The sequence below is a fragment of the Amycolatopsis alba DSM 44262 genome (genome assembly GCF_000384215.1).
Lineage (GTDB): Bacteria > Actinomycetota > Actinomycetes > Mycobacteriales > Pseudonocardiaceae > Amycolatopsis > Amycolatopsis alba.
The window spans coordinates 3,347,385-3,365,506 of record NZ_KB913032.1; the positions used below are offsets into that span (position 1 = coordinate 3,347,385).

The 18,122-nt window shown below is 68.7% G+C and carries 22 protein-coding genes; 16 read left to right on the forward strand and 6 right to left on the reverse strand.

Annotated features, from left to right (window positions below; translation table 11 throughout):
• Position 1: 1 nt before the first annotated feature.
• From pstC to AMYAL_RS0115800, 4 genes are all read right to left on the reverse strand, one after another.
• Positions 2–919, reverse strand: coding sequence for a phosphate ABC transporter permease subunit PstC (pstC, locus tag AMYAL_RS0115785; RefSeq protein WP_026467122.1), 918 nt, complete (start codon positions 917–919; stop codon positions 2–4).
• A 209-nt stretch (positions 920–1,128) separates the two neighbouring features.
• Positions 1,129–2,256 (reverse strand): phosphate ABC transporter substrate-binding protein PstS, encoded by a 1,128-nt coding sequence (pstS, locus tag AMYAL_RS0115790; RefSeq protein ID WP_020632272.1) that lies wholly within the window; start codon positions 2,254–2,256, stop codon positions 1,129–1,131.
• Positions 2,257–2,485: 229 nt separating this feature from the next.
• Positions 2,486–3,361 carry a mycothiol synthase gene (mshD, locus tag AMYAL_RS0115795; RefSeq protein ID WP_020632273.1) on the reverse strand — a complete coding sequence of 292 codons (876 nt, stop codon included), beginning with the start codon at positions 3,359–3,361 and terminating at the stop codon, positions 2,486–2,488.
• Positions 3,362–3,427: 66 nt separating this feature from the next.
• Positions 3,428–4,180, reverse strand: coding sequence for a winged helix-turn-helix transcriptional regulator (locus AMYAL_RS0115800; protein ID WP_020632274.1), 753 nt, complete (start codon positions 4,178–4,180; stop codon positions 3,428–3,430).
• Between the two features lie 143 nt (positions 4,181–4,323).
• On the opposite strand from AMYAL_RS0115800, the gene AMYAL_RS0115805 reads away from it, so the two are divergent.
• The 9 genes from AMYAL_RS0115805 to AMYAL_RS0115850 all read left to right on the forward strand — a co-directional run bounded on the left by AMYAL_RS0115805 (position 4,324) and on the right by AMYAL_RS0115850 (position 10,320).
• On the forward strand, positions 4,324–5,220 hold the full coding sequence (locus tag AMYAL_RS0115805; RefSeq protein WP_020632275.1) for an LmeA family phospholipid-binding protein: 897 nt from the start codon (positions 4,324–4,326) through the stop codon (positions 5,218–5,220).
• A gap of 6 nt (positions 5,221–5,226) precedes the next feature.
• Positions 5,227–5,649, forward strand: coding sequence for a TlpA family protein disulfide reductase (locus tag AMYAL_RS0115810; RefSeq protein ID WP_026467123.1), 423 nt, complete (start codon positions 5,227–5,229; stop codon positions 5,647–5,649).
• 229 nt (positions 5,650–5,878) lie between these two features.
• The gene (locus AMYAL_RS0115815) at positions 5,879–6,313 is read left to right on the forward strand and encodes a DUF4395 domain-containing protein (protein WP_020632277.1); all 435 of its coding nucleotides are present in this window, start codon (positions 5,879–5,881) and stop codon (positions 6,311–6,313) included.
• A 21-nt stretch (positions 6,314–6,334) separates the two neighbouring features.
• Complete coding sequence (locus AMYAL_RS0115820) at positions 6,335–7,171, forward strand: sulfurtransferase (protein ID WP_020632278.1); 837 nt, start codon at positions 6,335–6,337, stop codon at positions 7,169–7,171.
• Positions 7,171–7,479, forward strand: coding sequence for a DUF1416 domain-containing protein (locus AMYAL_RS0115825; protein ID WP_020632279.1), 309 nt, complete (start codon positions 7,171–7,173; stop codon positions 7,477–7,479). Before AMYAL_RS0115820 ends, AMYAL_RS0115825 begins: the two co-directional genes overlap by 1 nt.
• Positions 7,480–7,805: 326 nt before the next feature.
• Positions 7,806–8,429 carry a heme-binding beta-barrel domain-containing protein gene (locus AMYAL_RS0115835; RefSeq protein ID WP_020632280.1) on the forward strand — a complete coding sequence of 208 codons (624 nt, stop codon included), beginning with the start codon at positions 7,806–7,808 and terminating at the stop codon, positions 8,427–8,429.
• Positions 8,430–8,438: 9 nt separating this feature from the next.
• On the forward strand, positions 8,439–9,050 hold the full coding sequence (pxpB, locus tag AMYAL_RS0115840) for a 5-oxoprolinase subunit PxpB (protein ID WP_020632281.1): 612 nt from the start codon (positions 8,439–8,441) through the stop codon (positions 9,048–9,050).
• Complete coding sequence (locus AMYAL_RS0115845; protein WP_020632282.1) at positions 9,047–9,919, forward strand: 5-oxoprolinase subunit C family protein; 873 nt, start codon at positions 9,047–9,049, stop codon at positions 9,917–9,919. The genes pxpB and AMYAL_RS0115845 overlap by 4 nt, the downstream gene beginning before the upstream one ends.
• Positions 9,907–10,320, forward strand: coding sequence for a hypothetical protein (locus tag AMYAL_RS0115850; RefSeq protein WP_020632283.1), 414 nt, complete (start codon positions 9,907–9,909; stop codon positions 10,318–10,320). Before AMYAL_RS0115845 ends, AMYAL_RS0115850 begins: the two co-directional genes overlap by 13 nt.
• Here AMYAL_RS0115850 and AMYAL_RS0115855 read toward each other — a convergent pair.
• Complete coding sequence (locus AMYAL_RS0115855) at positions 10,313–11,167, reverse strand: aminodeoxychorismate lyase (protein WP_026467125.1); 855 nt, start codon at positions 11,165–11,167, stop codon at positions 10,313–10,315. The two genes, AMYAL_RS0115850 and AMYAL_RS0115855, sit on opposite strands and share 8 nt — an antisense overlap.
• Positions 11,168–11,197: 30 nt before the next feature.
• On the opposite strand from AMYAL_RS0115855, the gene ygfZ reads away from it, so the two are divergent.
• The 3 genes from ygfZ to AMYAL_RS0115870 all read left to right on the forward strand — a co-directional run bounded on the left by ygfZ (position 11,198) and on the right by AMYAL_RS0115870 (position 14,028).
• Positions 11,198–12,325, forward strand: coding sequence for a CAF17-like 4Fe-4S cluster assembly/insertion protein YgfZ (ygfZ, locus tag AMYAL_RS0115860; protein WP_026467126.1), 1,128 nt, complete (start codon positions 11,198–11,200; stop codon positions 12,323–12,325).
• 195 nt (positions 12,326–12,520) lie between these two features.
• Positions 12,521–13,084, forward strand: a complete 564-nt coding sequence (locus AMYAL_RS0115865) for an RsiG family protein (protein ID WP_020632286.1) — start codon at positions 12,521–12,523, stop codon at positions 13,082–13,084.
• Positions 13,081–14,028, forward strand: a complete 948-nt coding sequence (locus AMYAL_RS0115870) for an asparaginase (RefSeq protein ID WP_020632287.1) — start codon at positions 13,081–13,083, stop codon at positions 14,026–14,028. The genes AMYAL_RS0115865 and AMYAL_RS0115870 overlap by 4 nt, the downstream gene beginning before the upstream one ends.
• Here AMYAL_RS0115870 and AMYAL_RS0115875 read toward each other — a convergent pair.
• Entirely contained in the window at positions 14,025–14,924 is a 900-nt protein-coding gene (locus tag AMYAL_RS0115875) for a DUF8083 family protein (RefSeq protein WP_020632288.1), read from the reverse strand. The genes AMYAL_RS0115870 and AMYAL_RS0115875 overlap by 4 nt on opposite strands.
• A 207-nt stretch (positions 14,925–15,131) precedes the next feature.
• On the opposite strand from AMYAL_RS0115875, the gene AMYAL_RS0115880 reads away from it, so the two are divergent.
• The 4 genes from AMYAL_RS0115880 (at position 15,132) to AMYAL_RS0115895 (ending at position 18,090) form a co-directional block, all read left to right on the forward strand.
• On the forward strand, positions 15,132–15,317 hold the full coding sequence (locus AMYAL_RS0115880) for a DUF3073 domain-containing protein (protein ID WP_020632289.1): 186 nt from the start codon (positions 15,132–15,134) through the stop codon (positions 15,315–15,317).
• An 88-nt stretch (positions 15,318–15,405) separates the two neighbouring features.
• Entirely contained in the window at positions 15,406–16,266 is an 861-nt protein-coding gene (locus tag AMYAL_RS0115885; RefSeq protein ID WP_084702122.1) for a 3-hydroxybutyryl-CoA dehydrogenase, read from the forward strand.
• A 50-nt stretch (positions 16,267–16,316) separates the two neighbouring features.
• On the forward strand, positions 16,317–17,216 hold the full coding sequence (locus AMYAL_RS0115890) for a Gfo/Idh/MocA family protein (protein WP_026467127.1): 900 nt from the start codon (positions 16,317–16,319) through the stop codon (positions 17,214–17,216).
• Positions 17,217–17,439: 223 nt separating this feature from the next.
• Positions 17,440–18,090 carry a VanZ family protein gene (locus AMYAL_RS0115895; protein WP_020632292.1) on the forward strand — a complete coding sequence of 217 codons (651 nt, stop codon included), beginning with the start codon at positions 17,440–17,442 and terminating at the stop codon, positions 18,088–18,090.
• Positions 18,091–18,122 lie beyond the last annotated feature (32 nt).

The following is an 18,122-nucleotide window of genomic DNA, read 5'->3' on the forward strand; positions in this document are numbered from 1 at the left end:
CTCAGTCCCCCTTCTTGGCGATGATGGATCGCGCGGCGAAGTTGACGATGAACGTCAGCAGGAACAGCACCAGACCGGCCGCGATGTACGCGCCCGCCGAGATCTCGTTGTTGAGTTCCGCGTAGTCCGCCGCGATCTTCGAGGCGAAGGTGGCGCCGCCGTCGAAGAGGCTCCAGGTGAACTCGCGGCCCACCGCGCCGGTCAGGATGATCGCGAGCGCGATCGTCTCGCCGAGCGCGCGGCCGAGGCCCAGCATCGAAGCGCCGATGTAGCCGGCCTTGCCGAACGGCAGCACCGTGGTGCGGATGACCTCCCAGCGGGTGGCGCCCAGTGCCAGCGCGCCTTCGATGTGCGGGGTCGGGGTCCGCTCGAACACCTCACGCGACAGCGAGGTGATGATCGGCAGGATCATCACGGCGAGCACGATGCCCGCGGTGAAGATCGTGCCGCGCAAGTCCGGCGAGACGTTGCCCGCCGCGAAGAGCGGGATCCACGAGAAGGTGTCGTTGACCCACTGGGAGAAGGGCTCGATGGTCGGCGCGAAGACCATCAGGCCCCACAGGCCGTAGATGATCGAGGGGACCGCGGCGAGCAGGTCGATCACGTAGGCGAAGGGCTTCGCCAGCCGCTTCGGCGCGTACTGGGTGAGGAAGAGGGCGATCCCGAGCGAGATCGGCATCGCGATGATCAGGGCCAGCAGCGCCGAGTAGACCGTGACCAGCAGCAGGCCCATGATGCCGAACTTCATGTCGTTCGGCTCGGTCTGCCAGACCTGGCTGGTCAGGAAGTTGACGTTGTCGGCCTGGAGCGCCGGGATGGCCTGCACCAGCAGGAACAGCCCGATCAGGCCGATCAGCGAGACGACGAAGACGCCGGCTCCGGTGGTCAGGAACTGGAAGATGCGGTCACCGGGCCGCACCGTCCGGGAATTGGGGCTCGCGAGTGGCACCGAGGACTTCTCGGGCGGTGACGCGGCAGGTTGCTCCGAAATCGGGTCCTCCGTGAAGGTCTCGCGGACGCCAGAACGCCCACCGGGGTCGCCGGTGGGCGTTCTGGGCGAAGACGAATCGCTCATCGACTACTTCTGTCCAGCCTGTTTACTGATCAACCGGAAGATCGGCAACAGGGTCAGGCGATGGCCTTGACGGCGGTCAGGACCTTGTCCTGCAGGCTCTGCGGGATCGGCACGTAGCCCTTGTCCGAGAGCGGCTTCTGACCGTCGGTGGCGGCGACGTTCAGGAACGCCTTGACGGCCTTGGCGACCTCGGCGTCGGCGTACTTCGAGCAGACGATCTCGTAGGTGGCGAGGATGATCGGGTAGGTACCGGCGACGTTGCTGGAGTAGATCGCGTTCAGGTCCAGCGCGAGGTCGTTGGTGCCCTCCTTCTTGAACTTCGCCGCGTCGAGGGCCTTGGCGACGTTCGCCGCGGTGAGCTCGACACCGCCGGAGCCGCTGTCGATCAGGGCGGCGTTGATGCCGTCCTTCGCGAACGCGGACTCGACGTAGGTGATGGCGCCGTCGGTGGCCTTGACCGCGCTGGCCACACCGTTGGACTTCTCGGCACCGTTACCGACGCCACCGGCGAACTTCTTGCCGTCGCCCTGGGTCCAGGCGCCCTTCGAGGCGGCCTTCAGGTACTTCTGGAAGTTGTCGGTGGTGCCCGACTCGTCAGAGCGCGAGATGACCTGAATCGCCTTGTCCGGCAGGTTGACGGCCTCGTTGCCCTTGACCGCCTTGATGGCCGGGTCGTTCCACTTGGTGATGCCGCCGTTGAAGATCTTGGCGGTGACCTCGGGGGTCAGGGTCAGCTTGTCGACACCGGAGACCTTGTACGCGACGGCGACCGGGCCGATGACGAGCGGCAGGTTCCACGCGTCCGAGGCGCAGCGGGCCTTGGCCTTGTCGGCCTCCTCGCCGTCCTTGAGGGGCGAGTCCGAACCGGCGAAGTCGACCTGGTTCGCGTTGAACTGCTTGATGCCCGCGCCGGAACCGCTGGGGTTGTAGTTCACCTTCTGGCCGGCGCACTTGGCGGCGTACTGCTGCACGAAGATGTCGACCGCGGTCTTCTGCGCGGACGAACCCTCGGCCGAAAGCGGGTTCTTGCCGCCGCATTCGACGCCGGCCGTCCCGTTGGGCGCGGAAGCGGCACCCGAGTTCTGGGGCTTGGTCGCCGACGGGTCGGATCCGCACGCGCCGAGCACGAGGGCGGCGGTGGCCACGATGCCGATCGCGCCTGCGGGCCGCATGATCTTCACTGCATTTCCTCCACTGGGAGACTTTCGCCGGATCGGTGGAACGGGAGCGTTCCTTCCGGACCCGGACATTAAGCACCGACAGTGGACAGGCGACCGTCTAAGGATGAACGACAAGTGAACAAGGCGGCCGATGTGAGCAGCGCGACTACTCCGAAAGTGGGCCGTGTCCCGGCCGTGACCTGCGCGTCTGCTCTCCGTGACCGGTCAAGTGCCGCACGTGTGAACGCGGTTACCGAGCGTACTGGACGTCGACCTCGTATCGGGTGAAGCCGAGCTTCGAATAGACCGCGAGGGCGGCAACGTTGTCACCCTCGACGTACAGGATCACCTGCCCCAGTCCACGATCACGGAGATACCGCAGCCCGGCGAGGGTGAGCGCCTTCCCGAGGCCGCCGCCCTGGGCGTCCGGATCGATGCCGACGACGTAGACCTCACCGGCGGGCTCGCCGCCGAACCGGCCGGGGACCGCCTCGTGGATCTTCGTCCAGTGGAAGCCGACGACCTCGCCGCCGGACTCCGCGAGGAAGAAGCCCTCGGGGTCGAACCAGGCTTCCTTCTCGGTCGCACGGACCTCGTCGGCGGTCAAAGCGCCCTGCTCGGGATGCCAATCGAAGGCACGCGCGTTGACGCGGACCATCGCTTCCTCGTCCTGGCCGGGAACGAACGTGCGCAGCGTGACCCCTTCGCGCGTCGCAGGTTCCGGCCAGTCGGCCGTCTCGACGTCCACGTGCAGGATCAGCAGTTCGCGGGCACGCTCGAAGCCTTCGGTCCCGGCGATGTGGACGGCGGCGGGGTGATCCCCGTGCGCCCAGACACGCAGCGGCTTCCCGTCGACGTGTTCGACGAGCGCCCTGGTGAGCGCCCTGCCGTGACCGGCTCTCCGGTGCGCGGGGTGGACGAACAGTTCGGCGACCTGGTTGCCGTGCGAGTCGCCTTCGGTGTCGAGGTGCGCGTACGCGACCAGCTCGCCGTCGACATGACCCAGAAGATGCTGTCCACCGGGGAAACCGGTGTCCAGGGGATCGCCGTCGGCCTCGCGCACGGCGAGGAGGAAGTCGTGGACCTCTTCCGTTTCCGGTTCACCGGTCCAAGTCAGATCGAGCATGAAATCGACCCTACCGGGGAACCCGGTCACCGCCTGGACGTCTTGTCAGACAAGAAGGGGAGGGATTCAGTGCGCGGAAAACCCGCTCGGCTCGTAGACGCTCGCGTCCGGGGCGATGGCCTGCGGCTTGGCCGCGGCCCCCTTGGACGGCCGCTCGAACTTGTAGCCGACGTTGCGCACGGTCCCGATCATCTGCTCGTGCTCCGGCCCCAGCTTGGCGCGCAGGCGCCGGACGTGGACGTCGACCGTGCGCGTGCCGCCGAAGAAGTCGTAGCCCCAGACCTCCTGCAGCAGCTGGGCGCGGGTGAACACCCGGCCGGCGTGCTGCGCGAGGTACTTGAGGAGTTCGAACTCCTTGTAGGTGAGTTCGAGAGTGCGCTTGCGGAGCTTCGCGGTGTAGGTCGCCTCGTCGATGACCAGTTCGCCGACCCGGAGCTCGGCGTCGACCTGCGGGACGCCGCCGTCGCGGGTGGTGGCCAGCCGCAGCCGGGCGTCGACCTCGGCGGGCCCCGCCGTCGGAAGCAGGATGTCGTCGGTGCGCCATTCCGCGCTGACCGCGACCAGCCCGCCTTCGCCGACGACGGCGATGACCGGCGTGGAGGTCTCGTCCTCACCGGCGCCCTTGAGCAGGCGGCAGAGGCTCTTCGCGGAGGCGAGATCGGTGCGCGCGTCGAGGACGATGACGTCGCGGTGGCCGGCGTCGAGCAGCGCGGTCACCTCTGGAGCGCGGACGCGTACGGTGTGGGGCAGCAGATCCAGGGCGGGCAGCACCGCGGTCGCATCGGGTTCCGCAGTCAACACCAGAAGGTCCAGGCTCATCGCCGCACCGCCCTAACTCGTAGTCGCCTCGTACGTGGCTACAGCCGGTGCTTAGTGAGAATAGCGGGTGAACAGCCGGGTACCTACCCTGTGCTGGATCGATCACACCTGGCCAAAGAGGTTCAAGAAGGAGATTTGACGCGATGGTGAGCAGGCCCGTGGCGCGTGACGACCGACCGTCCCCCGGCCGGTCCGCCAAGCGACCGAAGCGGCGTGGCCGGGGTTGGCTGATCGCCCTCGCCGTCCTGCTGGTCCTGCTGGTCGGGGCCGATTTCGGGGCGGCCGCGTTCGCGGAGCACACGATCTCCCAGAAGGCCCGTGAACAGCTGAAGCTGGCCAACGATCCGGCGGTCACGGTGCACGGTTTCCCGTTCCTCACGCAGGCCCTCTCCGGTGACTACAGTCACATCACCATCAACGCCCAGGGCGTCGCCGTCCCGCCGAAGCTGAACGACGTGGACTTCAACGCCGACATGAGCGACGTCACGGCGCCGCTCTCGGACCTGACGTCCGGCAACACCAAGGCGATCACCATCGGCACGCTCAAGGGCGAGGTGATCGTCAAGGCCGCCGACATCGCCAGGCAGGCGCCGCTGAACAAGATCGAGAACCTGAAGATCGAGCCGGTCACCGAGGACTACGTCCGCAACGGCGACAGCGGGCAGGGCGAGACGAAGCCCACGACGACCACCAACGAGAACGGCGAGCCGGTGGACTCCTCCAGCGCCGGGATCCGGGTCTCGGGCAACGTGCAGATCGCCGGGCAGAAGGTGGAGATCTTCTGCTTCGCGATGATCGAACTGGACGGGCAGAAGATCCGTCTCGAGCCGAAGCGGCTGCAGTTCGGGAATGACAAGGAGACCACCGTCGTTCCCCAGGCGGTGCAGGACGCGCTGCTGCCGAACTTCAACGCGACCATCGACACCGGCGCGATGCCGTTCTCGGTGACCCCGACGTCGGTGCGCGTGAACAGCGGTTCGGTGACCATCAAGGGCGAAGGCAAGAACGTCGCCTTCAGCGGAGCGAAGCCCCAGGGGTGAGCGGATTTGACCGGAGTGTGGGTGCTGCTGGGCGTCTTGGTGCTCGGCGGGGTCGCGGGCGCGCTGCTGCAAGCGCGCAACGGCCGGATCAGGGCCGCGAAGGCGTCTGACGTGAAGAACCTCCCGGAGCGCGTCTCGGGCGCCCTCGCGGCCGAAGGTGTCACCCTGGTCCAGATCTCCACCACGTTCTGCGCGCCGTGCCGCCACACCCGCGTCATCCTGTCGGCGCTCGCGGAGAAGACCGACGGCCTCACGCACGTCGATCTGGACGTCACCGAGACCCCCGAAGTCGCACAGGCACTTTCGGTATTGCGGACTCCGACGACGCTGGCCTTGACGCCGGACGGCCGGGAGGTCTTCCGTGTCGGCGGCGTTCCCCGAGGTCAGGAGCTTCTCGAAGCCCTGAAGCCCCATCTGGCGAACGCCTGATCCCGAATTTTGGGAAGCGTCCCAAGGTGTGAACACGGTTCCCAACCTGAGGGAGCTCTGCGTACCCTCGCACCCGTGAACAGGCTGCCCCGAACCTTGCTGACCCAGCGCCGCGCAGTGGATCTGTGCCGCGTTCGCAGCAGCCTGTGTCCGGCCTGCTGATCGCGCCTTCGAAGCCGCCGCGCGTGCCCGGCACGCATCTCTTTCCCTCTCGTTCGCAGGAGGAACCATGTCCGCAGGACCGGCCGTCGACCCCCGTGGTCCGCGTTTCGCCGCCATCCTGACGACGGTCGTGCTCGCGGTCGTGCTCGTCACCCAGTGGTGGCCGCTGCTCGCGGCGCAGGCGGTGGTGTTCGCGATCGGCGCCTTCGTCGGCCTGAAGCCGGCGCCGTATTCCCTGGTCTACCGCTACTTGATCGCGCCGCGGCTCGGCCCGGCGACGGAACGCGAGGACGCCGCCCCGCTGCGGTTCGCGCAGGCCGTCGGTTTCGTGTTCGCCGTCGTCGGCACCGTCGGTTTCGCCGCGGACCTGCCCGCGCTCGGGTTGGTCGCGACGGCGTTCGCGCTGTTCGCGGCGTTCCTCAACGCGGCGTTCAACTTCTGTCTCGGTTGCGAGATGTACCTGCTCATCAAGCGTTTCAGCCCCAGCCCTCGCGCGTCCTAACCCAGAAAGAGAGTCAGCTCCATGAGCCGTGAAGACGTCCTGGTCACCACCCAGTGGGCCGAGGAGAACCTGGACACGCCGGGTGTCGTGTTCATCGAGGTCGACGAGGACACGACCGCGTACGACAACGGACACATCCGCGGTGCGGTGAAGTTCGACTGGCGCAAGGACCTGCAGGACGGGGTGCGCCGCGACTTCGTCGACAAGGAGGGCTTCGAGAAGCTGCTCTCGGAGAAGGGCGTCTCGAACGACGACCGCGTGGTTCTCTACGGCGGCAACAACAACTGGTTCGCCGCGTACGCGTACTGGTACTTCAAGCTCTACGGGCACGAGAACGTGCAGCTGCTCGACGGCGGCCGCAAGAAGTGGGAGCTCGACGGCCGCGAGCTGAATTCGGAAGAGGTCAAGCGCGAGGCCACCACGTACCAGGCCAAGGAGCAGGACCTCTCGATCCGCGCGTTCCGTGACGAGGTCGTCCAGGCCATCGGCGCCAGCAACTTCGTCGACGTGCGCTCGCCCGACGAGTTCTCCGGCAAGCTGCTCGCCCCGGCGCACCTGCCGCAGGAGCAGTCGCAGGTCCCCGGCCACATCCCCGGCGCGCTGAACGTCCCGTGGGCGAAGGTCGCGAACGAGGACGGCACCTTCAAGACCGAGGGCGAGATCAAGGAGCTGTACTCCGACGAGGGCCTCGACGAGTCGAAGTCCACGATCGCGTACTGCCGCATCGGGGAGCGTTCGTCCATCGCGTGGTTCGCGCTGCACGAGCTCCTCGGCTACGACGCCGTCAAGAACTACGACGGTTCATGGACGGAATACGGCTCGCTCGTCGGCGTGCCGGTCGAGTTGGGAGCTAAGTGATGGCTGACGACAGCTGCGGCGCACCGGTCCAGGAGGCCACGCCCGCCGATTACGACACCCGCGGCCAGGTCGTGCTGGCAGGCAAGGTGACCGGCGCGGAAGGGCCCGTCGGCGGCGCCTTCGTGCGGTTGCTGGACGGCGGCGGCGACTTCACCGGCGAAGTCGTCTCGTCGGCCGACGGCGACTTCCGCTTCTACGCGGCCCCCGGTGACTGGACGGTGCGCGCGCTGCACCGCTCCGGCAACGGCGAAGCGTCCGTGACCGCCCAGGGTCCCGGCGTACACCAGCTGGCCATCGCTGTGTCATAGGTCGCGCGCTGACGGAAAACGCGCCGAAGGGGCGTCGTTCCGCATTCACCTCACGGTGAGCGCGGAGGGCGCCCCTTCATCGCGTTTCCGTGGGCCTCCGGCCCAAAAGAGGCGCGCGACGTGAAGTCTCCGCCGGGCGCGGAGCGCCCTTTGGGAGACCGTGTGGGCACTACCACCACCCCTTCGCGGGGCTGTGCTTCCAGGTAGCGACTAAAGTGCGTGGCGTGGAGATCCTGTTTACGACCCTGCTGGTGCTCGCGGGCGTCGCGATCACCTGGTTCGCCGTGTACGTCGTCTACCGGCTTTACGCGGACCAGCGCTGACCCATGACGGCGAGTGGCGACGAGGCCATCCAGGCCGCGGAGAAGCGCGCGGAAAGCACGCGCGAGCGCAACCTTCCCCAGTTCGACGACATGCCCATTCCGGGCGACACGGCGAATCTGCGCGAGGGTCCGAACCTCAATGACGCCTGCCTGGCGCTCTTGCCGCTCGTCGGCGTGTGGCGCGGTGAAGGCGAGGTCGACTACCCGACCATCGACGGCCCGTACCGGTTCGGCATGCAGCTGACCATCGCGCACGACGGCCGCCCGTTCCTCACGCACGAGGCGCGCGCCTGGCTGCTCGACGAGGACGGGAAGGTCATCCGTCCCGCCGCGCGCGAATCCGGGTTCTGGCGCCCGCAGGCAGACGACACGATCGAACTGCTGCTGACCCACAACACCGGCATCGTGGAACTCTTCTACGGCAAGCCGCGCGGCCAGGCCTCGGTTCCGGCCTGGGAGCTGGGCACCGACGCCGTCGTCCGCACTTCGACGGCCAAGGACGTCACGGCCTCTTCGCGGCTCTACGGCATCGTCAACGGCGAACTCGGCTACGTCGAGGAGCGCGCCATGATGGGCCAGGAACTGCAGCCGCACACGTCGGCGCTGCTGCGTCGCGTGGTGGGCTGACCGTTTCCCGTGCGGTGGCGTGCCTACGGCGAGCACGCCGCCCTGCTCGACTGCGATTCCCTGACCCAGACGATCGCGGCGCACGCCACGATCTCGTCCGCGCGCCCGTCCGGGATCACCGAACTCGTCCCCGGCGCCCGCAGCCTGCTCGTGGTGGAAACCCCTGGCTCGGGCGCCCTCGCCGCCGTCCGTGAGCTCCTCTCCGACGCGGATCTCGAACATCCGCCGGAAGGCGAAGCCCGCGAAATCACCCTCGACGTCACCTACGACGGCGAAGACCTCGAACTCGTCGCGCGGGACGCGGGAGTGTCCGCCGAGGACGTCGTCCGGCTGCACACCGGCACCGTCTACACCGTGGCCTTCACCGGCTTCGCGCCCGGTTTCGGTTACCTGACCGGACTTCCCGGACCACTCCGGCAGCCGCGGCTGCCGTCTCCGCGCACCCGTGTGCCGCCGGGTTCGGTCGGGATCGCGGGCGAGTTCACCGGGGTGTACCCGCGGGTCTCGCCCGGCGGCTGGCGGCTGATCGGCCACACCCGGACCGTCCTGTTCGATTCACGCGCCGATCCGCCCGCGCTGCTGGCGCCCGGCGACCGGGTGCGGTTCCGGAGTGCCCGATGAGGGCGCTCGAAGTGGTCCGGCCTGGCCCGTTGGCGCTGGTCCAGGACCTCGGCAGGCCCGGCTACGCGCATCTCGGCGTCCCGCCGTCCGGTGCGCTGGACGTCCCGGCGCTGCGACTGGCGAACCGGCTCGTCGGCAACGACGAGGGCGCCGCGGGCGTCGAGTGCCTATTCGGCGGGCTGCGGCTGCGCGCGACGGCGTCCTGCACGATCGCGGTGACCGGCCCGGCCGTCGACGTGGAGGTCGACGGGCGCGCCGTCGGCTCGCACGCTCCGGTGTGGCTGGCCGAGGGCCAGGTCGTGGCGATCGGCGCGCCCGCCACCGGATTGCGGTGCTACCTGGCGGTTTCCGGCGGGATCGTGGTGGACGCCGAACTCGGCAGCCGGTCGCGGGACGTCCTTTCGGAGATCGGGCCCACGCCGCTGAAGACGGGCGACGTCCTCCCGCTCGGCACACCGTCCTTGCCCGGAGGCGCCGACGTCGTGCTGCCCACGGTCGCTCCGGCGGAGCTGGCCGTGACTGTCGACCCTGGACCGCGGGCGCACTGGTTCGCGGACCTGGCGGCCGGGCTCGCGAAGACGTGGACGGTGACGGCGGAGTCCAACCGCGTCGGGCTCCGGCTCGACGGCTCCGCGTTGGCTCGCGAGGACGAGTACGTCGAGCAGGAGCTACCGAGCGAAGGCCTGCTGACCGGATCCATCCAGGTTCCGCCGAACGGGTTGCCGGTCGTTTTCCTGGCGGATCATCCGACTACCGGTGGTTATCCGGTGGCGGCGGTGGTGAGACGGGCGTCACTCCCGGCACTCGCGCAGGCCCGTCCCGGAACCCTTCTCCGCTTTCACTCGTCCACGAGAGTGTGGAACAGGTAAAGGTCGACGGTGGCACAGGTGTCATCGACACGAATTCGGTCCCTTCGCAGCCCGAACTGCCGCAGTCGCTGCGGATCGCGCTGGCCACCGGTCAGATGCGGCGTCCGCTCGGCGACACGCTCCGCCCGCTTCTCGATCTCTTCTCCGACGGCGAGTACCAGGTCACCGGCCCCGAACGGCTGGCCGAGGACCGCTACCTGACCCCGAGCGCCGACTGGCCGCCCGCCGACGTCTCACGGGTCGGCTACTACCGGACGGCGATCAAGAGCGGGCACCGGCCGGTCGCGGTCGTACTGGAGACCGCCGACGCGGCGGTGATCCTCGACGGGCACCACAAGATCGCGGCCTACCGCGAAGAAGAGATCCTGCCGCATCTGCTGATCATCAGTCAGCTCAACTGATCGCGTACTCGCTCTCGTACGCGGCGGCCAGCTCGGCATGGATGGCGCTGGAGTCGGTGAGCGCGACGCCGTCGAGCGTGTGCACCCTGGTCAGCTTGCGGACCGACGAGGCGAGGAACAGCCCTTCGCCCTCGGTGAGGTCCGAGACCTGAAGCGGCTCGACCTTGACCGACCAGCCCGCCCGCTCGGCACCCCGGAACAGCGCGGCCTGCGTCGTCCCCGGCAGGATGCCGATGGTCGCCGGCGGCGTGTAGAGCGTCTTGTCCTTCGCGAGGACGACCGTCGAAGTCGGCCCTTCGAAGACCGAACCGTTGGCGGCGGTGAAAATCACATCGCTCGCGCCACGGCGGCCTGCCTCACGCAGCGCGGCCATGTTGACGCCGTACGAAATCGACTTCGCGCCCAGCAGCAGCCACGGCGCGCGCTCGGCGAGTTCGGGCTCGATACCGCGCTCGAGGGTGATCGCCGCGACGCCTTCGACACGGGCCCGCAGCACCTTCTCGTCGATCTCCACCCCGAGCGCGAACCCGAACGGCTTCGCTTCCGGATCGCCGTCGATTCCCCTGGTGTACACCAGTTTCAGGGCGATCTCGGCGGGGCCGGACCAGTTGTCGATGACCGCCTGCGCGGCGCGTTCCCAGTCCGCGAGGTCCGGCTCCGGCAGGTCGAGCATGGCCGCGGAACGGGCCAGCCGCTCGAGATGCGGGCGGAGCTCACGGGGGCGTCCGTCGACGACGAGGATCGTCTCGAACACGCCGTCGCCGCGAAGCAGTCCAAGATCGTCTACCCGCAGGTGAGCGGCTTCGGGGTCGGCCAGGGTCCCGTCGAGAAAGGCAAGCACGCGCATGGGGACACGGTACTCACTAGCATGGGTTTCATGCCCTACCGCTCCCCCTTGCTCGACCTTCCCGGACCGATCGCGGCACCCGACGGGCATCCGGAGGAGGGTGTCCCGTGGCATTGGGGAGACCCGTTCGCCGAGCAACGGACCGCGGCGCGCGGCGCGGTCGTGATCGACCGTTCGCACCGCGAGATCCTGGCCGTGACCGGGGAAGAACGGTTGTCCTGGCTGCATTTGGTGATCTCGCAGCACGTCACCGGGCTCGCCGAGGGCACCGGCACCGAGGCGCTCGTGCTGGACAGCCAAGGCCGCGTCGACACCCACATGGTCGTCGCGCACTCGGACGGCACGGTTTTCCTGGACAGCGACAGGGGCGCGGTGGCGTCCAGCGCGTTGCCGTCCGGCGGCAAGCAGACTCTGCTCGAATACCTCGAAGCGATGAAGTTCTGGTCCAAAGTGGACATCCGCGATGCCTCTGCCGAACTGGCGTTGCTGACCGTCCTCGGCCCCGACGCGGACCGGGTGCTGGCCTCCGTGGATGTCTCGCTCGACTCGGACGCGTACTCCGTCGCGCCGATCCCCGGCGGTTTCGCGCGGCGGATGCCGTGGCCGGGACGGCACAGCGTCGACCTCGCCGTGCCCCGCGCCGAACTCGCCGACTGGTGGCGCCGCCTGACCGACGCCGGCGCGCGCCCGGCGGGCAGCTGGACGTTCGACGCGCTGCGGGTCGAGTCGCTGCGGCCGCGGCTGGGAATCGACACCGACGAGCGCACGATCCCGCACGAGGTGAACTGGGTCGACTCCGCCGCGCACGTGGCGAAGGGCTGCTACCGCGGGCAGGAGACCGTCGCGAAGGTCCACAACGTCGGGCGGCCGCCGCGGTACATGGCGCTGCTGCATCTGGACGGTTCGCCGGAGATCACCCCGGAAACCGGTGACCCGGTGGTTCTCGGCGAGCGGACCGTCGGGCGCGTCGGGAGCGTGGTGCAGCATCACGAGCTGGGGCCGATCGCGCTGGCACTGGTCAAACGCTCGACGCGGCCGGGAGCCGAACTGCTGGTCGGCGCCGAGGACCGGGTCGTGCAGGCGGCCATCGATCCGGACTCGGTGCCGGGCGAGGCCCCCGCTCCGGGCCGGGAGGCCGCCCAGCGGCTGCGGGGCTGAGGACTACTTGCGCTTTCGTGCCGTGAAGGCCTCCTTGCCTACCTTGAGGGTAGGGAAGGGGCCCTTCGCCACCTTCTGACCTGCTGGCGGAGTCCGAAGGAGCGGCAGCGCAAAGGAGGGTGTCGGGAGGGGCAGAGATCCTTGTGGTATCGCTCCCTCCGGAACATTTCGGCCGGAGCGCGATAAGCTACGCGCGTGATCGAAGTCCGGCCCGGTGGTCGCCGTCGTATCGACCGCGTGCTCGGCCCTGGGTATCTCAGCGACCTCGGCGAGCTGACTCTTTCCGTGCTGCGCGAGCGCCGTGACGAGGCCGCGCAGGAGGAGACCGACCTGTCGTATCTTCGGCGCCTGCTGCACGCGCGGATCGACATCGTGCGGGCCGAGCAGGAGCGCCGGAGTTCGGGCGGCGAGAGCAGCGTCGTCGAGCGGCTGGCCGCGATACTGGCGGACAACGCGATCGGCCCGGCCACGGGTTCGGGCAGGCATCAGCGGCTGGAACCGTCCCGCGCGGGCGAGCACCGGCGGTTCGCCGAGGCGCTCATCGGTGACACAGACCTTTCCGACGTCAGCACGCTCTCGGACGAGAAGCTGGTCAACGCCCTCAACAGGTACGCCGACGAAGAGGTCTCGGTCTCTTCGTACCGCCGCGAGGTGCAGGGCGTGATGGACACGATCAACGCCGAGATCGCGACCCGCTACCGCAAGGGCACGGCGTCGGTCGACGACCTGCTCGACACCGAACGCGGCGGGCTCGAGTGACGAATCCCGTCCTGGTCGAGGTCGTCCGCTCCGGTTTCGTGGAGAGCACGCACCGCGGCGCGCTCGTGATCACCGCCCCGGACGGATCGGTGCGGTTCTCCGCGGGCGACATCGAGCGCCCGGTGTACCCGCGCTCGTCCAACAAGCCACTCCAAGCCGTCGGGATGCTGCGCGCCGGCCTCACCATCGACGACGAGGACCTCGCGCTGGGCTGCGGGTCGCACAACGGCGAGCCCGGCCACGTCGAGGGCGCCTTGTCGATGCTTTCCCGCGCGGACCTGACCGAGGACGCGCTGGCCTGCCCGCCCGCCTTCCCGCTGCACGAGCCGAGCATGCTGGCCGTGGCCGCGTCGGGGAAACGCCGCGCCGCCATGAACTGCTCCGGCAAACACGCCGCGATGCTCACGACCTGCGCCCAGCTCGGCTGGCCGACCGAGGACTACGCGGCCGCGACCCACCCGCTGCAGAAGGTCATCCAGGCCACCATCGCCGACCTCACCGGCGAGACGATCGAGACCGTCGGCGTCGACGGCTGCGGCGCCCCGCTGTTCGCGTTCTCCCTCACCGGCCTCGCTCGTTCCTTCGGAAGGCTGGTCACCGCGATGGGCGGCCCGGACCGCCGGGTCGCGGACGCCGTCCGCGCGTATCCGTGGCAGGTCGCGGGCACCGGCCGCGAAGACACCGTGCTGATGCGCGGCGTGGACGGCCTGCTCTCGAAGGGCGGCGCCGAGGGAGTGCACGCGTTCGCCCTCCCGGACGGCACCGCGCTGGCGCTGAAAATCGACGACGGCAACGCCAGGGCACGGATCCCGCTGCTGCTCGCGACCCTGCGCCACCTCGGCATCGACCCTGGCGAGGAGGCAGGCGACCTCGCTCGCAACGCGGTCTTGGGCGGTGGGAAGCCGGTCGGCGAGCTGAGGGTCGTCGCCGGTCTCTTCGGCTAGTTCGAGCGTTCCCGCGCGGCCAGGTCTCCCCAGAAGTCCCGCAGGTCGGCGAACAGTTCCGCCAGCTCGTCGACGTTGCCGGTGCGGAGCGCGTCGAGGATGTCGTGAACCTCTTCGGCGGTCGTGTCGGCCTGCAGGATCGAGTCGGCGAAGAGTTGCACGAGGCCGCCGTAGTCGAGTTCGACCGCGGAACCTGGGTGGAAGCTGTCGAGCCAGCGTCGCGTCTCGAGCAGCACCCGGCCGGGCGCTGAGTCGCCGAAGGTCGCTTCGAGCAGGTCCCCGACCTCGCGGGCGCGATGCCGCGCGTCGGCGATGGAGACCCGCCACGACACCTCGCGTTCGGGGTCTTCGCGGCCTTTGCCCAGTTTGACCCGGCGCATTCCGGGATCGAACAGCACGAACCACGGGAGCGGGACGGTCCACGTCGTCGAGAGCGTGTGCGAGGCCGAGGCGGACAGATCGCCGATCGCGGACTTCGCGCGCGAGCGGATCATGTCGAACGAAGCGCCGCCCGCGTCGAGCACCGCGTTCTTCAGCGCCGGATGCGCGTCGCCGAGGAAGGTCACCAGCGCCGCGGCCGAGCGGGCGCGGATCTCCATCGGGCAGATCAGCGGCCCCGGACCGGCGTCGCCGTGCTCACCCTCCGGCACGTCTTCTGGGTCCAGGACGAGAACGTCGGTGACGAGGCTGGGCGCGGCCCTGCCGTCCTCGAGTTCGGCGGGCAACAGCCGCCCGACGTGCTGTGACTTGAGCCACAGTGCCTGCTCGCGTATCCCCGCGGCCGAACGATCGAGCCGGGCCGCTTCGACGGCCTCGAGCAGGCGTTCGTCCGGCGGGTCCCCCAGCGCGACCAGGGGCTCATAGACGCGGAGATAAGCCGCGAACGGACGGGGCACAGGAGCATCGTGACACGCCGACCTGCGACTATCGCCACCGACCGGCCGGTAACCGGCGTTCGGTGAACACTGTCGCCACCGGCACACCGTGCCACGTCGCATCCAACCCCCCGGACACGGTACGGTGTCAGCAGGAAATAATTGTCGAGACGATGCGGGGCCGCCGATTCCCCCGGCCGCCCCGCCCCTGTGCGAGGGGGTCGAGCCATGGGGCGCGGCCGGGCTAAGGCCAAGCAGACGAAGGTGGCGCGCGAGCTCAAGTACAGCTCGCACGAAACCGACTTCGATGCTTTGCAGCGCGAGCTGTCCAGTAGTTCCTCGGATTACGGGCACGAGGACGACAAGCGGGATGACGACGACCCGTACGACGGGTACGACGAATACCGCCGCTGAGCAGGCGTGACACGCGAGGGTGGGACGGGCTGAACCCCGTGGTCCACCCTCGCGTGTCGCGTGCTGCCCAAAATACGAGGAGGGTGCCGTGTCGGACGTAACGCGGGTAGGTGTCATCGGAGCCGGGCTCATGGGCTCGGGTATCGCCGAGGTGCACGCACGTGCCGGTCTGGACGTGATCATCACCGAGGTGAACCAGCCGGCGCTGGACTCCGGGCGGGCGCGGATCGAGAAGTCGCTGCAACGCGGCGTCAAGAACGGGAAGCTCTCGCAGGAAGACGCCGACTCGGCGCTCGGGCGGCTCCGCTTCACCACCGAGATGAGCGAGTTCGCCGACCGCGACCTCGTGATCGAGGCCATCCTGGAGCAGGAGCAGGCCAAGGTCGAGGTGTTCCGGTCGCTGGACAAGATCGTCGAGCGTGAGGACGCGGTGTTCGCGTCCAACACCTCGTCGATCCCGATCATGAAGCTCGGGATGGCGACCAACCGCCCGCAGCAGGTGATCGGTATCCACTTCTTCAACCCGGTCCCGGTGCTGCCGCTCGTCGAGCTGGTGCCCTCGCTGCTGACCAGCGAAGACACCGCCCGCCGCGCGGAGGAGCACGCGACGACGGCGTTGCACAAGACGGTGATCCGGTCGCAGGACCGCGCCGGGTTCATCGTGAACTCGCTGCTCGTGCCGTATCTGCTTTCGGCGATCCGGATGATCGAGTCGGGCTTCGCGTCGGCGGAGGACATCGACCGCGGTATGGAGCTGGGCACCGCGCACCCGATGGGGCCGCTGCGGCTGTCGGACCTGATCGGCCTGGACACCATCAAGGCGATCGCGGACTCGATGTACGCCGAGTTCAAGGAGCCGCTGTACTCCTCGCCGCCGCTGCTGCTGCGCATGGTCGACGCCGGCCTGCTCGGCAAGAAGACCGGCCGCGGGTTCTACAGCTACTCCTGACCTGAACACCGCAAGCAGGTGACTGGTTGCGGGGCCCTAGACTCGGGGTCGTGGGACAGGGACAGCTGCGCGCAGGTCTGGTCGGGGCGGGGCCGTGGGCGAAGACGGTGCACGCGCCGGGTCTCGCTGAACACCCCGGTACCACGTTGAGCACGGTCTGGACCAGGCGTCCCGAAGCCGCGAAAGAGCTGGCTGACGCGCATGGCGCCCAGGCCGTCGACAGCTTCGAGGAGCTGCTCGACCAGGTGGACGCTGTCGCGTTCGCCGTGCCGCCCGCCGTTCAGGCGGAGCTGGCGGTCAAGGCGGCCGAGGCAGGCAAGCATCTGATCCTGGAGAAGCCGATCGCCGCGGATCTCGACGGCGCGCGTCGGCTCGCGGACGCGGTCGACGCCGCCGGCGTGGCCGCTCTCGTGGTCCTGACCTTGCGTTTTTCGCCGATGACCCGCGAGTGGCTCGACGGGATCAAGGAGACGGGCGGCTGGCGGGGCGGCGGGGCGCGGTGGCTTTCGGGCGCGCTGCTCGGCGGCCAATATCAGTCTTCGGCGTGGCGGCACGACTCCGGCGCGCTCGCCGACATCGGCCCGCATGCCTTCGATCTGCTGGACGCGGCGCTCGGCGAGATCACCGAGGTGCTCGCCGCCGACCGGACCGATGACGATCTGTGGCAGTTCCTGTTCGCCCACGCGGGTGGCGCGACCAGTACGGCGACCCTGTCGTTGCGGCTGCCGATCCAGCCGACGGTCGTCGAAGTGTCCGTTTACGGCGAGCACGGCTATCGCACCCTGGGACGGAAACCGGGGTCGGCCGGTGAGTCGTACACCGCGCTCCTGGACGATTTCGCCGCGATGGCCGCGAGCGGGACGACGTCCCACCCCTGTGACGTGCGCCGGGGACTGCACCTGCAGAAGCTGATCGAACGCGCACGCGAGCTCGCCGGACACGGCAAGTAGTACACAGGTCACCCACAAGGCTTTTCCTTGTGGGATAACACCTTCTTCCGGTTACTTCGCGGCCATCCACAGGTTTGTCCACAGGTTCCTTTGTGGACGGTCACAAGCATGGGAAACCCCTTTCCGCTACCGGAAAAGATCACCTCTTAGAGCGGCCGCTCCGTCATGCCGAGCCGATCTTGTGATGCGAAGGTGATCTTGAGCGCTCCGGAAAGGAAGGGCCATGAGCGAGCTGCTCCGCGCTTTCGGCGCGATGATCCCCTTGACGATCACCGCGATTCCCTACGCTTTGCTCGGGTGGCCGCTGCTCGCGGCGCATCGACGGCGAAGACAAGCAGACCGTTTCACCGCGTCGGCGACCGCCGCCGTGGACATGGCTCTCGCATTGACCTGTTTTCTGGTGTTGTGCCTGGTCACGATGCCGGTGACCGGTGCCAAAGGCAGCACGCTGAACCTCGAACCCGGCACCGATCTGCGGCTCGCGTTGAGCGACGGCGCCAATCTCTGGCAGGTGCTGGGCAACGTCCTCATGCTGAGCCCGCTCGGTGCGCTGCTCCCGTTGCGCTCCCGTCGTCTGCGTTCACTTGGCCGGATCGCGCTGGGCGCGCTCGCCGTCTCGGTGCTGGTGGAGGGTACGCAATATCTGATACAGGCGGGCAGGGTGACCTCCGCCGACGACATCCTGCTGAACACCCTCGGCGCCGTGATCGGCGCCGCGGTGAGCAGACGGCTCTGGCACCGCTTGGACGTCCGGCCCCCGGTGAAGATCCCGGCGCAGGTCCGGCGGGTGTGCGACGCCCCCGTGCGGATGCGGGTCCCGAGGTCGGTGTGGGACGAGCGGTATTCGAGCATCGCGCATCCCCAGCGGCGGTAATTCGATTGACCTCCATGCGAAGGTGAGCGCGA

Bases quoted from the DNA above. Each gene is read 5' to 3' on its own strand.
- mshD (WP_020632273.1), bottom strand. From the start codon at position 3,361: ATGCTCGATCTGACTTGGACCGGTGAACCGGAAACGGAAGAGGTCCAC.
- AMYAL_RS0115800 (WP_020632274.1), bottom strand. From the start codon at position 4,180: ATGAGCCTGGACCTTCTGGTGTTGACTGCGGAACCCGATGCGACCGCG.
- AMYAL_RS0115805 (WP_020632275.1), top strand. From the start codon at position 4,324: ATGGTGAGCAGGCCCGTGGCGCGTGACGACCGACCGTCCCCCGGCCGG.
- AMYAL_RS0115815 (WP_020632277.1), top strand. From the start codon at position 5,879: ATGTCCGCAGGACCGGCCGTCGACCCCCGTGGTCCGCGTTTCGCCGCC.
- AMYAL_RS0115820 (WP_020632278.1), top strand. From the start codon at position 6,335: ATGAGCCGTGAAGACGTCCTGGTCACCACCCAGTGGGCCGAGGAGAAC.
- AMYAL_RS0115825 (WP_020632279.1), top strand. From the start codon at position 7,171: ATGGCTGACGACAGCTGCGGCGCACCGGTCCAGGAGGCCACGCCCGCC.
- AMYAL_RS0115835 (WP_020632280.1), top strand. From the start codon at position 7,806: ATGACGGCGAGTGGCGACGAGGCCATCCAGGCCGCGGAGAAGCGCGCG.
- AMYAL_RS0115845 (WP_020632282.1), top strand. From the start codon at position 9,047: ATGAGGGCGCTCGAAGTGGTCCGGCCTGGCCCGTTGGCGCTGGTCCAG.
- AMYAL_RS0115855 (WP_026467125.1), bottom strand. From the start codon at position 11,167: ATGCGCGTGCTTGCCTTTCTCGACGGGACCCTGGCCGACCCCGAAGCC.
- ygfZ (WP_026467126.1), top strand. From the start codon at position 11,198: ATGCCCTACCGCTCCCCCTTGCTCGACCTTCCCGGACCGATCGCGGCA.
- AMYAL_RS0115880 (WP_020632289.1), top strand. From the start codon at position 15,132: ATGGGGCGCGGCCGGGCTAAGGCCAAGCAGACGAAGGTGGCGCGCGAG.
- AMYAL_RS0115895 (WP_020632292.1), top strand. From the start codon at position 17,440: ATGAGCGAGCTGCTCCGCGCTTTCGGCGCGATGATCCCCTTGACGATC.